Raw genomic sequence first — 19,485 nt, forward strand, 5'->3', positions numbered from 1 at the left:
ATCCTGCAATTTGAAGGGATTTCCCCATCAAGGTTGGTTATTAGATGGAGATGTTAACACGTTAATATTAAACCAAACACCCAACGAATACTTCTATGACCACTCAGCACTTAGCTCTCAAAAAAGGTAAATCTGGATATATGAATATCGCTTTGCTAAAAAGTGCCCTCATGATTGCCATACCTGTCACGCTTCAAACTTTATTCTTTTCGAGCAAAGGGTTAATAGATCTAATGATGATCGGTCAACTTTCAGAAGAGAACATAGCTGCCATGGGAGTGGGCAGCCGAGCACTCTTCGTTGCAACCATTTTACTTTCCGGTGTCACTGCCGGCGGAGCAATGCTGGTTGCGCAGTTTCATGGTGCGCGTAAGGAAAAACGAATAAGCCAAAGCACAGCACTTACTTGGCTTATGACCAGCCTTTTTGCTATCGCTCCTATGCTACTTTTTGCTACTTATGGCGCTGATATCGTTGGGTTATCGTCTGGTGATGATATTGTGCGCCATCTTGGTCACCAATATTTGACAATTACGGGGATAAGCCTACTTTTTATCGCTTATTCCACCAGTATAGCCGCGGCTCTCCGTTCAACACATCAGGCAACATTAGGCAACATTAGGCACCCTATTTAGCATCGTTGGAATCACTGTCAATGTGTTTTTAAACTGGGTACTTATATTTGGTCACTTGGGTGCGCCAAGCATGGGGTTAAAAGGGGCTGCCATTGCAACATTAATTGCAGCTGGCTTTGAAGCGTTATGTATCTTTGTGTATCTATATGCTTCCAAACACCTTCTAGCTTTCAAAGCACGTGATTTATTTGCTTCTCTCCGCCCAAAATACATCCGTCAATTTTGGACGCTTTCTCTCCCAACTACATTCAATTTCTTAGTTTGGGCAGGCGGACTATTCACCTATACCGCGATAATGGGTCAAGCAAGTGACATAGGGCTAGTCGCTTTAGCCGTTATGATTCCGATAGAATCCGTTGCTCTTGCGCTGCTCGTGGGAACAGCAAATGCATCGTCGGTTATCGTAGGCAATCAAATTGGGGCAAAAGACTATAATGCAGCCTATTACCAAGCAGTAATTTTCACCGTTGCAGCCATAGTCCTTACCTTGTGCGTTGCTGTCGCTTTGTACTTATTACGAACACCAATTCTCAACACATTTACTTCCCTTTCAGCCGAAGCCCGACTGTTGGCAGAAACGTTTTATACAATTTTATGCTTCGGGATTGTGTTGAGGTCACTACCGACCAATATGGTTGTCGGCGTTCTTAGGGCTGGGGGCGACGTTAGATTCTGTTTGTATCAAGACATATTTACGCAATGGTTTTTTGGCATACCTATCGCTGCTTTCTGCGCTTTATTCATCGGTCTGCCACCAGAAGTTATTTACGCTACATTCTTTTTGGAAACACTTTTCAAATGGGTAGCATGCCTGTATCGCTTTCGCAGCAAGAAATGGATCCATCAACTCGCACACTAAGGAATATTGAATATGAATACCTTTTTGAACTGGCTACCTACAATAATGCTGTATTCCGCCGTTATCATGGTCAGCATTTATATTCACTTCAACTACCTGAAGGATGAGAAAGGTCGTGAAGCATTTTTGAAGTCTCTGTGGGAGGGTATGAAAAACACATCGCACGCCGAAAACTTAAGAAACCTTGGTTACGATTTAGATAAGGACACATCTGACCAATCGAAGCGCAACTAGTTTTGTTCCAATAAGGTCGTTTTTATTGGGCGTACTTTAATCTGCTGAAATCTCACTGAGACTATTTTTTACACATCACTCTCAACCAAACATGATGTACTACCCAAAAATGTAATATGTGAAAATCTTTTTGCACTTTAAAAATAAAGTTATGAGCTCAAATTGCAGAGAGTTATCTTACTGGAATATTGATCACCCTAAATGTTCTAAAAACAAGTTTGACGCTCCGTAATGTGGCTCCTAAAGTTTGCTATACCCGTTGTTGTTCTTATTAACAATAAGCGGTCCGTCAAACACTAAACATAGGAGCCATCATTATGAAAAGAGCCAGTTCAGCCTACCGCCTTCAAATGATCAAAGAAGTCGCTACACGGAACCAAGAGCAACCTAATGATGACCCTATGGCAAGTTACATACGGCAAATCCTAGATGAAGAGCCGCAGAAAGAACAACACATGGAATCGCAGCATCGTTTTATTGGCGCACATTTTGACGAGCAAGCAGGTGGGTGGGTAGACGATCGTTGGAATATGAAGTAATGGATTCGCTTCAGGCTTAATTGAAATAGTGGTCTTCTCTCTATTCGATCGCAAATGGAGATCCAAAATGAATAAGGGGGGAAGACCAAATTCCATGAAACTTGGATATTTGGTCTCGCTGTGAGGCTTATTACTCAGGGAGATCCAAATGAATTTCTCTTCTACCTTGAATATTGAGACCTTCTTTTGTAAAAACCTCAGAGAAATGTTTTTTGAGTAACACATCCATCTCCCCAGACTTATGAAAATCAGCAATCGCAGCCTCTAGAATTGGTTTAAGGTGCTTATTTTTATGGGATAGATAGATTCGAAAATCACGCTTGTAAACAAATACGAGGTTTTTTTCTATATCTAGATAGGGATGTGCATCAGCTTCAGCAGAAATTTCTATGATTGATCTTGAGAAGTAGTCTATCCCTCTCGTTTGAGCTGATAACATTTTGTAAATTCTGGGATTCCAGCTCCCATCCAATTCGTAAGTTTTTAACTCATTCGTTTGCCAGATGGCAACATCTGACCAACCCTCACCAAAGCCACCAACTTTACCTGTCGCTCTAAAATCCTCTAACGTTTTTATGGGATCAAAGTCCTTCTGCTTGCCTTTAGGAATAAACAATACTCTGTACCCCTTTAAGCCATTGGTTATATCAACTTCAACAGAGGCAAATTTATTATCCCAAGTAGAACTCTGACCTCGCCAATGAAGTGACAGACTGTCACCATCGCTTAGAAGAAGCATGACTCTTTTATGTGGTAAATCATTAATACCATTAATAGTAACGTCGTACCCATGATGACTAAGTGACTTAGAAATAAGTTCGGATACGTAGCCGTAATTGTCCCTGATAGCCAAATTCAGATTGATGCTCTTCGCTTGGATACCTAACGAGGTAAACACAGATAAAGTCAGGAGAACTACTATATACGGTTTCATAAAAAACTATCCGACTTAACAGTTGGTGAGCTAAATATGAAAATAATAGACAAGAAATGCTTTGTACGCCAATAGCCGAAAACTACCATGCTACTGTAGTCCGAATCTTTTGAAGCAAAACTTAGGCATGGAACAAACTGACTATGACACTTAAACCGAACAAAGACACCTAAAATAAAGCAATAAAATCAAAAGGATAACCAACCCATATAGAGTGTTACTTTGAGTCAGCACAAATAACTAATACAGACTATTCTAATGATAGTATTCTGGTATTTGATGGTAATTTCAGCGCATACTTTAGGTGTCTCATTATAAAAGCAATTTTACATAATAAGATATCAAAGAATTGCCTACACTCTGGCAACACGGCAGGTATTATTCCTGCTATACGTATAGGCTAGGAAAATGAATAATAATCACATATCTATTTACTCCACAACTCAAATACGTGATGGGGAAAAGCTAGCAGCACAAAAGCTTGGCATTCCGATGTATGAGTTAATGGAGCGAGCTGGAAAAGCAGTATTTCGCTTGATTAACGACAAATTCACAACAGCAAAAAGACTGCTGGTTGTATGTGGTACAGGGAATAATGGTGGCGATGGCTATGTCGTCGCAAAGTTAGCAAAGTTGTTTGGTCATGATGTGATGCTGTGGCACGTGGGTGACTCTGACAGATTGACGGGAGATGCACTCACCGCCCAACAAGGTTGGCTAGGTGTTGGTGGAGAAATATTGTCACCGAGCTCATCGTTTCCCAAAGAACTCGATCTTATCGTAGATGGGATGCTTGGGACGGGTTTATCTGGCATAGTCCGACGCCAATACGCCGAAGTCATCGATAAAATAAATCAGCACCCTGCGCCTGTTATTTCTATCGATGTGCCTTCCGGGCTTTGTGCTGACTCTGGCGAAGCACTAGGGGCAGCCGTTGAAGCGGCATATACCGTCACGTTCGTTGGTTTGAAACGAGGATTAATCACAGGAAAAGGGAAAAACTATACAGGTATCTTGTCTTACGACAGTTTAGGTACCGACGAATATTTTCAGCAAAACGTTACTTCCCAATATAAAGTGATTGGTGGTCAGATTCTGAAAGACACATTGCCCCACCGCAAACCCAATAGCCACAAAGGCAACTTTGGTCGTGTGCTTCTTGTTGGAGGCGCACACGGCATGGGCGGCGCAATTACTCTAGCCAGCGCCGCTTGTGCTCGCACGGGAGCAGGTCTCACCAAAGTCATCACCTATAAAGAGAATGCCCCTTCTCTCTTAGCGGCTTATCCCGAAATAATGATCGATCCACATATGGGCAATAAGCACCTTGTAAACGAGTCGCTGCAATGGGCTGATACCTTGGTACTCGGTCCAGGTTTGGGTCAGCTTGTCTGGGGTAATGAGCTTTTCCACCTATTTCACAATTTAGCGCTTCCCAAAGTGCTCGATGCTGACGCATTAAATTTCTTGGCAACTCAACCTGATAAGGATCAACGACGAGTTATTACTCCTCATCCAGGTGAGGCAGCGCGCCTCTTAGATTGTTCTGTACAAGACATTGAAGACAATCGATTCCAAGCCGCTAAAGATCTTCATGAAAAATATGGCGGTGTGATTGTTTTAAAAGGCGCTGGAACCGTAGTTTATGGTGGCGATACTTTTTGGGTATGCAACCAAGGAAACCCTGGAATGGCAACTGGCGGAATGGGAGACGTATTAAGCGGAATCATTGGAAGTTTACTTGGCCAAAAACTGAGTATGATCGATGCAGCATGTTTGGGGGTTTGGCTACACAGTAACGCTGCAGATAACTGCGCACAAAATGAGGGGCAAATAGGCATGCTCGCCAGCGACCTCTTCCCGTACATTCGGTCGATCTTAAATGGACATACTTAAACACTCACGACGTAATGTGAATTGAGTAGCACTCCAGCGAGGAACACAAAATACTCCTCGCTGACTTCATTAACTTGGAGTAAATTATCCTTTATATACAATCACTCACATTAGTAGTAATGATCAGAAAATACGCCCTAATCTGTCTTTCCTTATTGAGCCTAACGCTTCCTTTTATGGCTTTCTCTGCTGTAGACCTTGTTAAAGTTGTAAAATCAGAGCGCACAATGACACTGCTAAGTAAGGGGGAAGTCGTCAAAGAATATCGAATAGCACTGGGAGGCTCGCCAAAAGGGCATAAACAGCAAGAAGGTGATCAAAAGACGCCTGAAGGACGATATATACTCGATTACAAAAAAGAAGATTCAGCCTTTCACCGTTCGATGCATATCAGCTATCCAAACGCAAAAGACAAAGCCAGAGCAAAAGCTCTCGGTGTCGACCCCGGTGGGTTCATCATGGTTCATGGAAACAACCCAGAAAATCGACTTCTACAATTTGACTGGACAGAAGGCTGTATCGCGATAACAGACGATGAAATGGACGAGTTCATGGACCTTGTTCAAGTGGGTACTCCGATAGAAATTACGTGGGAAGAGTAATTTATTAAACACTCAGCTCACTAGAACTTTCGCTCCTCTTGGAAGCCCATGTCACTACCACTTCAATAATCCATTAGATTTTCTAATCCAATTCATAGAAAAGTATCGTGTATTTGCCCTGCATTCCCCCTTGTTAACGATACTCTTTACTCTTAATATCTCGACAACTTCGGGGTGTACCTTTTTATGCCCCTGAGGTTTAAGTGGATAAGAAAAAATAAGACGCTTATTTTCCTGCTATATCCTGATTTTCTTCGCTTTCTCATTAGGAGTAGTAAAGATGTCTTCTTCGGTACCCTTGGTACGATTGACGTTTTTAATCGCCATTCTTGCTGCAGTGGGTCAAATGACTCAAACGATGTATGTTCCATCCATTGGGCATATGGCAGCAGAGTTCATTGTGAATCCTGCGGCATTACAAGCAGTAATGGCTTGCTTTCTTATTCCTTATGGTTTGTCCCAATTTGTCTACGGTCCGCTATCTGACCGGCTAGGCAGAAAGCCTATTATAATATCGGGTCTCATCATTTATTTGTTGGGAACACTCGTTACGTTGTTTGCCCAAGACTACACGCTATTTTTACTCGGCTGTTTTATTCAAGGCGCGGGGATTGGGTGTGGCGGCACTATGGCTCGTACTCTAACCAGAGATTGCTTTGAAGGTACAGACCTGCACCGAGCAAATAGCCTGATCAGCATGTGTATTATATTTTGCCCTTTACTTGCACCATTGCTGGGAGGGTACTTAACCGAAACAACGGGCTGGCGAAATAGTTACTTATTTCTTGCCTTATTTGCAGCTGCCGTTTTGCTCACAATGATAACGAGTTTTAAAGAAACACTGCCTATAGAGCGCAGAAATGCCGCCCCAGTTTGGGAAAACTATCGATACGTATTGGTAAACCGTCGCAAGGTTACTTAGTGTGCCTTGTTGCTATGTTCTCTGGTGTAGCGGTATTTGAAGCGGCGGCAGGTGTATTGTTAGGTGGCACGTTGAAGCTGCCCGCTACCGTTGTAAGCTTGCTATTTATCGCCCCCATTCCAGGATATCTAGCGGGAGCAGGGCTTTCGAGTGTTATTGCACGAAAAAGCTCTGAAAAACACGCCTTGATATACGGGATGGTTGCAGCAGTCATTGGCTCAGCAATCGTTTTGATTCCGGGGCTTAACGACAAAACCACTGCGGTGACACTAGTAGGTGGTGCGACGGTATATTTTTTGGGCGCTGGCATTTTGTTCCCTGCCGCGACGACAGGTGCATTAACCCCATTCTCTTCTCATGCTGGCACCGCAGGTGCGCTCCTTGGAGGAATGCAAAATTTTGGTGCAGGGATCGCTACAATGGCCGCATCTGTGCTTCCTGCAAGTAACCAATTACCTCTAGGCATCATCATGCTTATATGCGCAATTTTTGCGATGTTAGGGTTGATTTGGGTAGACAAGAACCCTGAAATACAAACCGATAGGCAAGTAACTGCGATTTAGATCCAGCTTTGTAAACTCTCTTTTTAAACTGTAGTAAAAGTGTAACAAAGGATATTTAGCCTCACTATATTCACTCACCTCATAAATAAAGCGATAATGCTTTTATGGTGAGAACAAATATCATTTACAGTTACGATAATTATGACTAACATTATTTAGTCATTAAAAATCGCAGTAGAGTATAGATTGAAATATAAGTTAATTTCCCCTCGCATCACCTATATTTGGTTAACAGGCATCTTAGTTGCTCTACTTTGCTTTTATACAATTAATTTCTATGAAGGCAAGCGAGCACAATATAGCTTAGAGCTGAAAACAAACGAACAAATTGAAGCCCTAGAAAACGCCATAAGTGCTTTAAAAACTGTACTTCATTCTACTCGTGACTTTCTTCAAATCAGCAATGATCTAACATCTGAGCAATTCCATAAATTACTGCGTGATAGAACAGGGATTGGTTCAGGTATACATACTATTTTTTGGGCACCGCTCATTTCGACTAGACACCCTGCTGAAAGCGACATATTAAAAATAAAAAGCAGCCAACTTGGCTATGCAATACACCCTGATATTTCAACCAATTATGCATGTTCCAATTGGTTGGGGCTTCATGCATTCCCCGTGCTGTATGCATCCCCTCAGTTTGAAGGAAGTGAATTTTTAGGTAAAAGGTTGGAAAGCCACTGTCCAAATAATAAAGCGCTAAGACGAGCCATTGAAATTAATGAGGCAAAGGCGTCTACTTTTTACCATGAAGGAAAAAGAGGACTGCAAATATATTTGCCCGTACAATCATCACAAGGACAAACACTGGGTATCTTGGTGATGAACATCATTTTATTTGAGTTCCTTGAGCTGACTTGGCAAGATGAATTTTTAGCCAAAAACATTGAAATCATTGTACAAGATGAGAATAAAAGAGAATTATTTCAAATGCGCCACCCAGATCAAAAAGACAATCTTTTTGGTCTTCTAGAATTTCCATCAGTAACTAGAAGTTTATATTTTCCTACATTAGATAAGTCTTTAGTTATCACAACAATTTATTTGGATACCGATTATCGCCCATTTATTTATGGGGCAGCTTCCTGCTTCTTAATCTTTATGTTAACTCTCTCGGTTTCCGTTAGCGTTAAAAGCTATGCTAGCCGTTTACAAGTGTCGAATAAACTTGTTGCTGAAAAAACACAACGGCTTAGAGTTCAAGCCACACACGACTCACTAACAGGGCTATTCAATCGGCAAGCACTAGCAGAACAGTTAGAAGATTTTATCAGCCAAATCACCCCAACGGGTGGCAATGGCTTTGCCATTCTGTTTATCGATTTAAATCGATTCAAAATTGTTAATGATTCAATGGGTCACACGATCGGAGACTTGCTGCTACAACAAGTTGCTCAGCGATTGATCAACAATGTCCGCAATGACGATATCTGTTATCGATTTGGTGGGGATGAATTTATCGTTTGCCTCAGGAATAAACTTAATCGATACGACGTTAGTAACGTCTGTCAGCGCTATCTAGCGGCACTGACGGAACCCTACTACTGTGACGGTCTCTCATACAATATTGGTGCAAGCATCGGTGTCACAACGGTCAATTCACCCACTCAAACCTTAACCAACATTCTACGAGAAGCCGATACCGCCATGTATCGAGCCAAAAATTCATCATCGGATCATGTTATTTTTTATGATGACACTATGTTTGATCAGGCCAAGCAGCGCTTTACTGTAGAAAACGAATTGAGCGAAGCACACAGCAAAAAGCAGTTACTTCTTTATTATCAGCCCGTTTTCTCCGTAAGCTCTGATACGGTTACGGCATTTGAAGCTTTGTTGCGTTGGAATCACCCAGAAAAAGGGTGGATCTCACCTGCTGTCTTTATCCCCGTAGCTGAAGAAACCGATCAGATTATCGAAATAGGTGATTGGATATTAGAAGAAGTTTGCGACACTATTCAGCAGATATGGGACAAGTCGCCTTCTGGCACATGTCCTCGAATCAACGTGAACGTTTCGGTGAAGCAGCTTAAGTCAGGTCATATCGTTAAAACACTTCGTAGCGTTCTTAAAAAGTATCGGTTCCCTAACTCCCTTCTGGGTATAGAGATCACTGAATCCACACTACTCAACCACTCAACAGCCAGCAACACGCTTAAGCAGATAAAAACGCTAGGAGTATCACTGTATCTTGATGATTTTGGTACTGGTTACTCGTCTTTGGCTGTGCTTAACGACTACCCGTTTGACGTTTTGAAAATGGATAGAAGCTTCATATGGAAACTGAATAAGAAAGGAGATAAATCCTCACAGCTTTGTGAAGCCATTATCAAGATGTCGCATTCAATTAACCTAACAGTAGTCGCAGAAGGGGTCGAAACTCAAGCTCAATTCGATATGCTCAAAAGCTACCAATGCGACTATATCCAAGGCTTTTTGAAAGGAAAACCGGTGGCAAAATGTGAAATGTCACGCTTTATTGTCTCTTCAAGCGCAGCTAAGCAATTATCAAATATCGCGTTAAAGCATAAGAAATCTGAAAACGCTTAGCCGACGCTAAGGTGATTACTTAATCTGAACTCGGGATAAGCGGTGACTAATCCGCTGGATAAACAACACCTATCTGCTTTCTGACTTCTGTTAGTACTTTCGCCGTTATTTTTGAAAGCTTCTCGGCATTTGAATCCGTTGCGTCACCGTTGACTAGCTTGGCAAAATATTGCGCTTCATACACCATGCTCATTTCGTTAGAAGGCAATGTTATGTTTTGTGTTGCACCACCTCTTGGTTTGATTTCAATGTTCTGTGCTTCGGACAAATGATGAATAACAATGTTGCCGTTCTCACCTTGTATCTCACTGGGTATCGCTGAATCCGCTACTTTAGAATGCGTAATCACCACATCAAAGCCATCATAGTTAAGCAACACACTGCCCTGACCATCGACCCCAGATTCTAAAATTGTCGCCGTCGCGTGCACACTCTTAGGTTCGCCAAACAGGCTTATTGCGCTCGCGATGCAGTAATAGCCAATGTCCATTGTCGAACCGTTCGAAAACTCGGGGTTAAATGTATTTGGGTTTTCACCATTCAGATATTTTTGGTAACGAGAAGAATACTGGCAGTAATTTAGGATGGCTTTGCGTACAGGAGAGATATCAGAAAGCTTGTTTTTGACTAACTCAAAATTGGGCAGATAATTTGTTTTAAACGCTTCAAATAGAACGACATTGTGTTGGTGTGCCACTGCGAACATTCTTTCAACTTCTTCATAATTGGATGCCAATGGTTTTTCACAGATAACGTGCTTTCCATGTCGCATCAATGCAATGGCTTGTTCACAGTGGAAGGAATTAGGGCTTGCGAGGTATACGGCATCAGTATCGTTGTTTGCACATAATGCATCAAAATCCGTAATGATCGTCTTGCAACCGAAGTTTTCAGCAAACGCCACTCCCGTCTCGTGATTTCTGGAATAAACCGCGGCCAAAGAGTACTGCTCAAAGCTCAACGCGGCTTTTACAAAATGCTCCGTAATCCAATTTGTCCCTACTACTGCCAGCTTTATCATTTGTTTCCCTAATTAGTTAACGTCGCTTAGTCCCTAATAATCATCTTCTTAAAAGGCGTCATTTTCAACACCATTTCAAGTAAGGATTTGTGACAGAAACAACCTAATGATCAACAAATTATTTACAATTCCGACCCAATGCTCTTCAATAAAAATATTGCTCGTACTCTGAGCTAACAATTTGGAGACGCTATGACTGGCAGTAAACCCATCTGGGTCCCGACCTCTGAAAGAATAGAAAACGCGTTAATTACAGACTTCATTCAACAACTGAATGCTCGGTATGCGTTATCTATTTCTACTTATGACGAGCTTCAACAGTGGTCGGTGGATACCAGTTCCCAGTTTTGGCAATTCTTATGGGATTACCTTGGGGTTGTAGGGGTACAAGGGAAAACCATCAACGAACTGGGTCCTTCCAAATGGCAAGAAAGTGTCATTAGCAGAGATACGCTTTGGTTCCCCGAAGCAACATTAAATTATGCTGAAAACCTTTTAGCTGGATCATCGGTTTCATCGCAATCCGATGCGATAGAGTTTTACAACGAACGAGGTGAATCGAGTACCTTATCTTGGAAACAACTTGAAGAACAGGTCTCAACAGTTCAACAATGGCTTCAAGATTGCGGGGTCAAAAAAGGCGACGTGGTTGCGGGCTATCTCCCCTACCTTACTGAAACCGTCGTCGCCATGCTTGCAACAACAAGCTTGGGGGCTATTTGGACGTCTACTTCACCCGACTTTGGTATAGACAGCGTTCTTGAACGTTTCGGACAGGTGAAACCTAAAGTTCTGTTTTGTTGCGATGGTTACTCCTTTGGAGGGAAGAATCATGATATGCGAAACAAAAACCAAGCACTCGGCGAGCATCTCTATTCACTAAAACAGATATGCCAAATTGAATACCTAAATTTGCCACCACTAAAGGGCAGCATAAGCTGGACTGAGGTCATCACGCGCTTTTCGCCCACAGAGATTGAATACTGCCCAGTAGGTTTTAACGATCCTTTATTTATTCTTTATTCTTCTGGCACGACAGGAAAACCCAAATGCATCACCCACTCTGTTGGTGGCACGCTTCTTAACCACAAAAAAGAGCATCAACTTCATTGTGATATCAAGGCAGGAGATCAGGTGTTCTACTACACCACATGCGGCTGGATGATGTGGAATTGGCACGTTTCTGCACTTGCTAGTGGTGCAACTTTGGTGGTGTTTGATGGCAGCCCTGTGTACCCAAATGAGGGGATTCTGTGGGATATTGCGCATCGTGCTGGTGTGTCACTGTTTGGCACTTCGGCAAAATATCTCGCGGCGTTAGAGAAGAACGGCTATTCGCCGAAACAACACTTTGACCTCAGTACCGTTCGAACGCTTTGCTCGACAGGGTCGGCGCTCTACCCCGAGCAATTTGACTACGTATATCAACATATAGGGCAAGATATTCATCTCGCCTCTATTTCTGGTGGCACCGATATTTGCGGTTGTTTTGTATTAGGAAATCCAATCTCCCCCGTTTACAGGGGGGAATGCCAAGGGCGCGGACTCGGGCTCAATGTCGACGTCGTTGATGATAATGGACTGCCTCGTCGTTCAGAACGTGGGGAATTAGTCTGCTTGAACAGTTTCCCGAATCAGCCAGTTGGTTTTTGGAATGACAGCGGTGAACGTTATCACAACGCTTACTGGGATAAATTTGAAAACGTGTGGCACCACGGAGACGATGTGGTACTAACAAGCAACAATGGCATGGTCTTCTATGGTCGCAGTGATACCGTGCTCAATCCAGGTGGCGTGCGTATTGGCACTGCTGAGATATATCAGCAAGTCAATCAATTGGACGGGGTAACTGATTCCATAGCTGTCGGACAACAATGGGATGGCGACGAGCGCATCATACTGTTTGTCCAGTTAGAAAAAACACACTCACTCTCCGATGATTTAATCGCCTTGATTAAAAGTACGCTTAAAACTCGCTGTTCACCACGACATGTCCCAGCGGTAATCCTTGCGGTAAGTGACATTCCAAGGACGAAGTCCGGCAAGCTCGTTGAAGTTGCGGTTAAGGAAGTCATACATGGCAATGAGGTCAAAAACATTGGCGCCATTGCCAACCCTGAAGTACTCGGGGAAATCGCCTCGGTATTTGGCCGGATCTAACACCGAGTCAAACAACCTTAGTTCAATCAGCACCCAAACCAGCTTTACATGAAGCTGGTTTCTACTCGATCCGTTACGAACTGTCGTAAATGCTTGCAATATTTGCTATTTTTTAATGACGTCTACCCATAAACCTCTCTGGAATTACGCACTTTATGAACCTTTCTCAAGTTGAAGCCTTTTGCACCGTAGCTGACGTTGGTTCGGTTTCTGAAGCAGCTCGTCAACTCGAATGCAACAGAACCAAACTCAGTATGGCGATAAAAGCGCTAGAGAAAGAACTGAATACAGAATTGTTTGTGCGCTCTGGCAACCACCTTTCCCTCTCAGAAGCGGGTAAAGCAATTTATAAAGATTGCGAAAGTTTACTGGTGACACAAAAGAGGATCGTGCAAACTTGCCGCCAAGTATCCGGTGAATTTAATGCAGAAGTATGGATTGCGCGAGACGACTCACTTCCAGATGAACTATGGCAAAATCTAGCGCACCAGATAAACAAAAAATTTCCTGCCACCTCCTTTAATATGGTTCTCGCATCGAGCGGCGACCTCGCTAACTTGGTCGAAACACAGCAAGTGGATTTCGCATTCGGTGTCGATTACGAGCGAACGGATGACCCGCGTGTCACTTACCATCCGATCGGTAAAATTCGAATGATGTCTGTCTGTCGAACCGGGCATCCTTTAACAAAAATGCGCCGTGTCGCAGATGAAGATTTACGAAATGCGATGCAAGCGTCCATCGCCTACCTGAACGAAAAAGATAATCCAGAACTTCAGCCTTTTTCACTTCGCTATATTGGCTTTTCAAGCTTTGATTACATGCTCAGTACCATTCTCGGAGAAGATGCCTGGGGCGTGTTACCTGAACCCTTGATTCGCCCCCTGCTTCGTCAAGAAAAAATCGCGGTAATTAAGCATACCTATGGTTTGACTCAAGAAGACTATTGCATGTTCACCGCAGCAGGAATGACAGAGGACGCCGCCATGGTTTGGCTGGCCGACAAACTCAGTGACTACCTTTTTGATTTCTAACTCATCACTGACCGTCAAATATACTGTCACCATAATAAATCATCAAAGCATTGATTTTAAATGATTATATTTTCAATCGTAACTTAACCGGCTTTTGCTCAGTCAGTTTTTGTTTGTAAAATGTCCATCTAGCGCGAAGAATGAAAGTGTATTAACAACCGAGACATTTTATGTGTGCTAGGACAAGCAAAAACGAAAACAGCGTATTAACCTTTTCAGCCCTTTTAGCCTCTGGCTTTGCATTCGGTGGCTTGATTCTTGGATTATGGGTAGGTTCGCTGGTCATTGTTTTTGATGGTGTCTACTCCTTAATTAGTCTGCTGTTAACTTTATTGTCACTAGCCGCCGCGTGGTACATTCAAAAGCCGTCTGATGCGCAATTCCCCTTCGGTCGCGCGGTTATCGAACCCATTGTCATTATTATCAAAGCAACATCCATTCTCGGTGTTGTGGTGTATGCCTTGTATTCAGCAATTGAAGCCCTATTGACAGGCGGACGTGAGGTCGATGCTTCTATTGCAACACTATTTGGTGTCGTGAATGTGTTAGGTTGCGGATACGCATGGTGGGTCATTGCTCGTAAAAGCAAGCAACATTCCTCTGGATTAATTGAAGCAGAAGCCAAACAGTGGCAAATGGACACCTTACTGAGTGTCGTCGTTACAGCAGGGTTTGTTGTCGCGTGGTTTGTTTCTATTTCTCCATATAGCGAATATGCCGTATACGCCGATCCAGCTATGATGGTGTGCATGTCTTTCTATTTTATTAAAGTACCGTTTGATATGTTGAAAGACGCACTTCGTGAATTACTGATGATGTCGCCCAATAAAGAACTGTGCCAAAAAGTGGATAAAGGCATATCGGCAGTAGAGCAAGAAATGCCGCAAGACATTCATGTTACTGGCGTAGCTAAGATAGGTCGTGAACTGAGAGTGGATGTAGATATTCACACCAATAAGAAAACCATCGATATCGGTGATATAGAACGCACAAGAACCAAGATCACTCGCAGGCTTTCCGCCCTACCCTACGATCTGCAACTCAATTTGAACGTCTGCTAACCACTGCCCAAATGACACACAAAACGCGCTAATTTAAGCGCGTTTTTTAATAGGTGATATAACCCAAGTAACCTCAAGACGCTGGGTATAGTTATAGAGCTATCAATATCTTTAGATGAACTGAGATGAATCAAAGTTTTTATAGCGAAACAACTTTAAAGTTGTATTATAAATACATCTTTAAAATCTAAAGGTATGAGCAATGTTAAACATCACCGACATGAGAGTCGAAAACAAGATTCCCCCTATCTTACGCCTTGGTTTTAGACCATTCTTTCTAGCGGGCCCGATCTACGCAATTATCGCTATAGTTGTCTGGGTATTTGCTTTTCAGAACGGTCAACCTAGCGACTTAAATGTCCCTGCATTATGGTGGCATGTACATGAGATGTTTTTTGGTTTCGCTATGGCGATTGTGGCTGGCTTTGTTCTCACCGCGGTACAAAACTGGACTGGTGTCAATGGAACGAAGGGGTATCGGCTAGCGGCAATTTTCTTGTTGTGGTGCCTTCCTAGAGTATTGTTTTGGACACCCGCTCCCCTCTGGCTCATCTCTATCATCGAAGCCATGTTTCTTCTCGCGACAGCTTATGAAATTGGTTATCGAGTATTTAGAACAAAAGGCTGGAAAAACTTATTCTTTGTGCCAATGTTTTTGCTAGCCATAGGCGCTAACTTCGCAAGCTACGCGGCCATTAAAGGTTTGCCCCCATTTCCTGCAAGTGCTGTATGGCAATCGATGATGTGGTGGTTTGTGTTGTTGCTCTCCATCATGGGGGGAAGAGTCATTCCGTTTTTTACCGCCAGAAGATTTCAGTTCGAAAAACCACAACCCATTGTTTGGCTAGAGTGGGTGGCAACACTACCTTTGGTACTTTTATTTATAACGAGCTTTTTCCCTCTTACAGATCAACAAATTGGGCAGTGGCTTATGCTGATTGCCGCGGTAGGTCAATTTTATAGAGTGGCTCGTTGGAAAACATGGAAAACCTTCTCTGAGCCCTTGGTGTGGTCGCTACACTTAGCTTACCTTTGCATTCCTATTGCATTAACCGTTCGCGGGCTAACTTCTAATGGCTTTGTAAGCCATACTATGCTGCATCTCATCGCGTTAGGTGCTCTCGGTGGTTTAATTCTCTCTATGATATCGAGAGTTACGATGGGGCATACTGGTCGAGAGATTTACAAAGGACCGAAGATGAGATTTGCCTTTGCAGCGTTAATCTTAGCTGCTGTGCTGCGTAGTATTGGTGTTTCTGTAGCACCATCAGCCATGATGCCACTGATCCACACATCGGCATTGTTGTGGGTTGTCGCATTCGCCCTATTCGTATGGAAGTTTGCCCCAATGCTTTGGTCACCAAGAATCGATGGCAGACCAGGCTAAGACCTTAGAATTCACCCAGCCCCTTTTATATGGGGCTGGTCGGTCAATAACCTTAATCATTACAACCTATCGAGTAGTGCTTTAACCAACTTATTAATCCCAGCAGACGCTTCAGAAATCGATTCAGCTAACATATAAGCTGGCGTGGTAATGAGCTTTCGTTCTTCATCAACAAGTATATCTGTCACATCGCAGTTAACGTGCTTTGCACCCATAGATTCCAACGTCGACGCGGTTTCTGCATCTTTCCCGATCGTCAACTTAACTCCTTCCCCGTAAATTTTGGGCAATAGCGCTGGCGCAATACACATATACCCCGCAGGCTTGCCTTCATGAGCAAATGCTTTGCATACGTCAAGTACTGAACTATGTACGCGGCATTCCTTGCCATCAAACGCGAATGAAGACAAGTTTTTAGCTACCCCAAACCCGCCAGGTACAAGGAGCGCGTCAAACTCGCTTACCTTTAATTCGTCGATATCTTGAATATTCCCTCGTGCGATTCGTGCAGATTCAGAAAGAACATTCCGAGTTTCAGCTGTTACTTCCCCGTTTAGATGATTAACAACATGATGCTGTTCGATATTTGGTGCAAAACAATGCCAAGAGGCTCCATTTTGCTCTATCGCGAACATAGACAATACGGCTTCATGAATTTCAGCTCCGTCATATACACCACAACCACTTAAAATAACTGCCACTCTTTTCATTCTTTTTCCTTGCCTTATCTGACGTTCTCATCGACCAAATTCTCACTATACCCAAAGAAATTAAACAAAAGCGCGATCACCGTCAGACAAAAACGGCCTGCTTAAAAGCAGGCCGTTAGATTTGATCATTATGGATAGCGTGTTAGGAACTAAGCCGCTAAAACGCTATCGCTCAAAGCTCCTATACAACACTAGAGCTTAAAGAAAGAAAGCTGATGTTTTTGCTGTTCTGCCAGCTCAGATAATTCACCACTTGCTGTCGCACTTTGGCTTATACCCGTAACATTTTGGTTAACAAGCTCCGACATGTTGTTGATGTTGCGGTTAATATCTTGTGTTACCTGAGATTGCTGTTCTGCTGCAGTTGCGACCTGAGCGTTCATATCATTGATATCCGCCACCGATTCAGTAATCCCTACCACGGAATCATTTGCTTGATTACTCAGTGATTCGTTTAACTTCAGCATCTCCAAGCTGGTTTGCATACTTTGGTTAGCTAAACCAGATTTAGCTTGTAGCTCTTCAATAATGGCTTGGATTTCTTGCGTTGAATCTTGCGTACGTGCCGCCAGCATTCTCACTTCATCCGCTACAACGGCGAAGCCTCTGCCCGATTCTCCAGCGCGTGCTGCTTCAATCGCTGCATTCAACGCTAATAAGTTGGTTTGCTCAGATACACCACGAATTACTTCAATAACATTGTTGATTTGCTCTGATTGCTCTTGAAGCTGAGTCACCACACTTGCCGCCTCATTCAATGATGAAGACATTTGCGCGTTCGCATCTTCAGCTTCTTTGAACACATCTAGGCTCGATTTTGCCAATTGGTCAGCTTGCTTAGCCGTAGAATCCGCTGCTGTCGCATTGTCGGATACGTTATCAGCCGTACTCGCGAGCTCTGTTACCGCGGATGCAACTTGTTCCAACTCATTTTGTTCTTGCTGAGCATTTCGTTCCGCTTGCGTCATTACTGCTGCCAACTCAGTTGATGCAGAAGCAACATCTTCACTGATGCGTGTTAGCTCTCCTACCGTTTTGTGCAACTGAGAAACCGTGGTGTTTACATCAGCACTTAGCTTAGCAATCTCGTTGTCACCATCTTGATCGGCTCTTACTGTTAGATGACCAGCCGCCAGCTTGCGCATAACGTCTTGTAACTTAGTGATAGGTGTTACGATCAAGCCCGATAACCACCATGCCACTATTAGAGAAATAGCAAATACCGTTAACAGAATGTAAGTAGCATTGGATTTAACTTGTTCGTTGCGTCTTAAGCTGTCGTCCAAGTGTTCCATTGCGTATTCATTAACTTGCTTCGATAGCGCGTTGATCTCTTCCACCATATCGTTACCAATTTTCCGGTATTCAGAGATAAACGCATCAAACTTAGCATCTGATAGTGTACCGTTATCGTGTTTGTTAAGAATTGGCACCGCTCGGTGTGAGTAATCTACGTATGCTGAAATAGATTGTTTCACCTTATCGACTTCACGTTGAAAAACGGTTGTTTTTTCAAGTTGCGATAATTGCTGAGTAAGAAACTGCCCTTTCTCACGTAGGTGTAATTGAAAGTCGTCTCGGCGGCTAGGATCGTAAATTGCGTAAACAGCACTGATCCTTAACGGGTATATAGTATCGTCTAGCTTGGCAAGGGTATCTTTATAGAAAACTAATGAGCTTACATTTTCTGCCATGTCTTTTTGTTCAGCTTCCAGATTCGTTTTTGTTATCCAAAGTGAACCAAATAAAGCGATGACAAGAATAAGTACCGGGATTAGGACTTGAACTCGAATTGATATATTTTTCAAAGAAAATGGCATAGGTACCTCATACAGTTTGTTAACTGCATCCCTGCTGGTCATATATAGAAGGCAGGAATATAGAGCAGCACCTCATTTTTGTCCACAATAAAAACAAGCTTTACTCATTTTAATTGGTTAAAATTTAAGCCATTAAATTGACACGCAGTCAGTAATATGGCGTTTTTTTATTTGTTAGTGATCTATATATCAAGTAAAGGTCAAAAACATAAAATAAATAGAATTATTTAAATTTGTTACAGTTGGTTAATAAACCGTATATTAGCCTTTTCACAATGAAAAAGGTTATCATTTACATAACAATAAGTTACAGTAACATCTAGCCGTCCACACTTCTAACAGTCTTTTAATCGAGAAATGTTACACCGAAGTTGCATGTATTGGTGTTTATTTTAATTGCTGAATAAACATTCAAATTCATCTCTTTTAATAAAAAGAACTTATTAAAACCAAAAAATAGAAACCATAGAAAGGATATAACAATTATCATCTAAGTATGACAAGTTATAAAAGCCCTTTTGTTTTGGAAAATATATCAATATTTTAATTGACCTT

At 42.6% G+C, this 19,485-nt stretch carries 13 protein-coding genes and 2 pseudogenes; 11 read left to right on the top strand and 4 right to left on the bottom strand.

Going from position 1 to position 19,485, the window contains the following annotated elements; translation table 11 throughout:
* The first annotated feature begins 140 nt into the window (after positions 1-140).
* The 3 genes and pseudogenes from LDO37_RS24830 (at position 141) to LDO37_RS24840 (ending at position 2,267) form a co-directional block, all read left to right on the top strand.
* Positions 141-1,494, top strand: a pseudogene (locus tag LDO37_RS24830) (MATE family efflux transporter).
* A gap of 12 nt (positions 1,495-1,506) precedes the next feature.
* The gene (locus tag LDO37_RS24835; protein WP_126609172.1) at positions 1,507-1,728 is read left to right on the top strand and encodes a hypothetical protein; all 222 of its coding nucleotides are present in this window, start codon (positions 1,507-1,509) and stop codon (positions 1,726-1,728) included.
* Between the two features lie 317 nt (positions 1,729-2,045).
* Positions 2,046-2,267, top strand: a complete 222-nt coding sequence (locus LDO37_RS24840) for a hypothetical protein (RefSeq protein WP_126609173.1) — start codon at positions 2,046-2,048, stop codon at positions 2,265-2,267.
* Between the two features lie 130 nt (positions 2,268-2,397).
* Here the strand turns inward: LDO37_RS24840 and LDO37_RS24845 are convergent, their stop codons facing one another.
* On the bottom strand, positions 2,398-3,201 hold the full coding sequence (locus LDO37_RS24845) for a hypothetical protein (RefSeq protein ID WP_126609174.1): 804 nt from the start codon (positions 3,199-3,201) through the stop codon (positions 2,398-2,400).
* A 408-nt stretch (positions 3,202-3,609) separates the two neighbouring features.
* On the opposite strand from LDO37_RS24845, the gene LDO37_RS24850 reads away from it, so the two are divergent.
* The 4 genes and pseudogenes from LDO37_RS24850 to LDO37_RS24865 all read left to right on the top strand — a co-directional run bounded on the left by LDO37_RS24850 (position 3,610) and on the right by LDO37_RS24865 (position 9,737).
* Positions 3,610-5,097, top strand: coding sequence for an NAD(P)H-hydrate dehydratase (locus LDO37_RS24850; protein WP_126609175.1), 1,488 nt, complete (start codon positions 3,610-3,612; stop codon positions 5,095-5,097).
* A 119-nt stretch (positions 5,098-5,216) separates the two neighbouring features.
* Positions 5,217-5,699 (top strand): L,D-transpeptidase family protein, encoded by a 483-nt coding sequence (locus LDO37_RS24855; protein WP_126609176.1) that lies wholly within the window; start codon positions 5,217-5,219, stop codon positions 5,697-5,699.
* Positions 5,700-5,979: 280 nt separating this feature from the next.
* Positions 5,980-7,184 (top strand): annotated as a pseudogene (gene emrD, locus LDO37_RS24860) (multidrug efflux MFS transporter EmrD).
* A 186-nt stretch (positions 7,185-7,370) separates the two neighbouring features.
* Positions 7,371-9,737: a putative bifunctional diguanylate cyclase/phosphodiesterase gene (locus LDO37_RS24865; protein WP_126606564.1), complete on the top strand. Its 2,367-nt coding sequence runs from the start codon at positions 7,371-7,373 to the stop codon at positions 9,735-9,737.
* A gap of 46 nt (positions 9,738-9,783) precedes the next feature.
* Here LDO37_RS24865 and LDO37_RS24870 read toward each other — a convergent pair whose 3' ends face one another.
* Complete coding sequence (locus LDO37_RS24870; RefSeq protein WP_126606563.1) at positions 9,784-10,758, bottom strand: Gfo/Idh/MocA family protein; 975 nt, start codon at positions 10,756-10,758, stop codon at positions 9,784-9,786.
* Between the two features lie 192 nt (positions 10,759-10,950).
* Between LDO37_RS24870 and LDO37_RS24875 the strand changes: the two genes are divergently transcribed.
* The 4 genes from LDO37_RS24875 to LDO37_RS24890 all read left to right on the top strand — a co-directional run bounded on the left by LDO37_RS24875 (position 10,951) and on the right by LDO37_RS24890 (position 16,400).
* Positions 10,951-12,918, top strand: coding sequence for an acetoacetate--CoA ligase (locus LDO37_RS24875; protein ID WP_126606562.1), 1,968 nt, complete (start codon positions 10,951-10,953; stop codon positions 12,916-12,918).
* Between the two features lie 155 nt (positions 12,919-13,073).
* Positions 13,074-13,952, top strand: a complete 879-nt coding sequence (locus tag LDO37_RS24880) for a LysR family transcriptional regulator (protein WP_101110989.1) — start codon at positions 13,074-13,076, stop codon at positions 13,950-13,952.
* 170 nt (positions 13,953-14,122) lie between these two features.
* Entirely contained in the window at positions 14,123-15,013 is an 891-nt protein-coding gene (locus tag LDO37_RS24885; RefSeq protein WP_126606561.1) for a cation diffusion facilitator family transporter, read from the top strand.
* A 202-nt stretch (positions 15,014-15,215) separates the two neighbouring features.
* Positions 15,216-16,400, top strand: a complete 1,185-nt coding sequence (locus LDO37_RS24890) for an NnrS family protein (RefSeq protein ID WP_224055489.1) — start codon at positions 15,216-15,218, stop codon at positions 16,398-16,400.
* Positions 16,401-16,459: 59 nt separating this feature from the next.
* On the opposite strand, the gene elbB is transcribed toward LDO37_RS24890, so the two are convergent.
* Together elbB and LDO37_RS24900 are read right to left on the bottom strand one after the other, a co-directional pair.
* Positions 16,460-17,110 (bottom strand): isoprenoid biosynthesis glyoxalase ElbB, encoded by a 651-nt coding sequence (elbB, locus tag LDO37_RS24895; protein ID WP_126609460.1) that lies wholly within the window; start codon positions 17,108-17,110, stop codon positions 16,460-16,462.
* A gap of 191 nt (positions 17,111-17,301) precedes the next feature.
* Positions 17,302-18,930, bottom strand: coding sequence for a methyl-accepting chemotaxis protein (locus LDO37_RS24900; protein WP_101110985.1), 1,629 nt, complete (start codon positions 18,928-18,930; stop codon positions 17,302-17,304).
* Positions 18,931-19,485: the final 555 nt, after the last annotated feature.

Origin of the sequence: Vibrio penaeicida, from assembly GCF_019977755.1 — a bacterium.
In the GTDB taxonomy this organism is placed as follows: domain Bacteria; phylum Pseudomonadota; class Gammaproteobacteria; order Enterobacterales; family Vibrionaceae; genus Vibrio; species Vibrio penaeicida.

Coding starts and splice junctions, on each gene's coding strand:
- LDO37_RS24835 (WP_126609172.1), top strand. CDS start 1,507: ATGAATACCTTTTTGAACTGGCTACCTACAATAATGCTGTATTCCGCC.
- LDO37_RS24840 (WP_126609173.1), top strand. CDS start 2,046: ATGAAAAGAGCCAGTTCAGCCTACCGCCTTCAAATGATCAAAGAAGTC.
- LDO37_RS24845 (WP_126609174.1), bottom strand. CDS start 3,201: ATGAAACCGTATATAGTAGTTCTCCTGACTTTATCTGTGTTTACCTCG.
- LDO37_RS24850 (WP_126609175.1), top strand. CDS start 3,610: ATGAATAATAATCACATATCTATTTACTCCACAACTCAAATACGTGAT.
- LDO37_RS24855 (WP_126609176.1), top strand. CDS start 5,217: ATGATCAGAAAATACGCCCTAATCTGTCTTTCCTTATTGAGCCTAACG.
- LDO37_RS24870 (WP_126606563.1), bottom strand. CDS start 10,758: ATGATAAAGCTGGCAGTAGTAGGGACAAATTGGATTACGGAGCATTTT.
- LDO37_RS24875 (WP_126606562.1), top strand. CDS start 10,951: ATGACTGGCAGTAAACCCATCTGGGTCCCGACCTCTGAAAGAATAGAA.
- LDO37_RS24880 (WP_101110989.1), top strand. CDS start 13,074: ATGAACCTTTCTCAAGTTGAAGCCTTTTGCACCGTAGCTGACGTTGGT.
- LDO37_RS24885 (WP_126606561.1), top strand. CDS start 14,123: ATGTGTGCTAGGACAAGCAAAAACGAAAACAGCGTATTAACCTTTTCA.
- LDO37_RS24890 (WP_224055489.1), top strand. CDS start 15,216: ATGTTAAACATCACCGACATGAGAGTCGAAAACAAGATTCCCCCTATC.
- elbB (WP_126609460.1), bottom strand. CDS start 17,110: ATGAAAAGAGTGGCAGTTATTTTAAGTGGTTGTGGTGTATATGACGGA.
- LDO37_RS24900 (WP_101110985.1), bottom strand. CDS start 18,930: ATGCCATTTTCTTTGAAAAATATATCAATTCGAGTTCAAGTCCTAATC.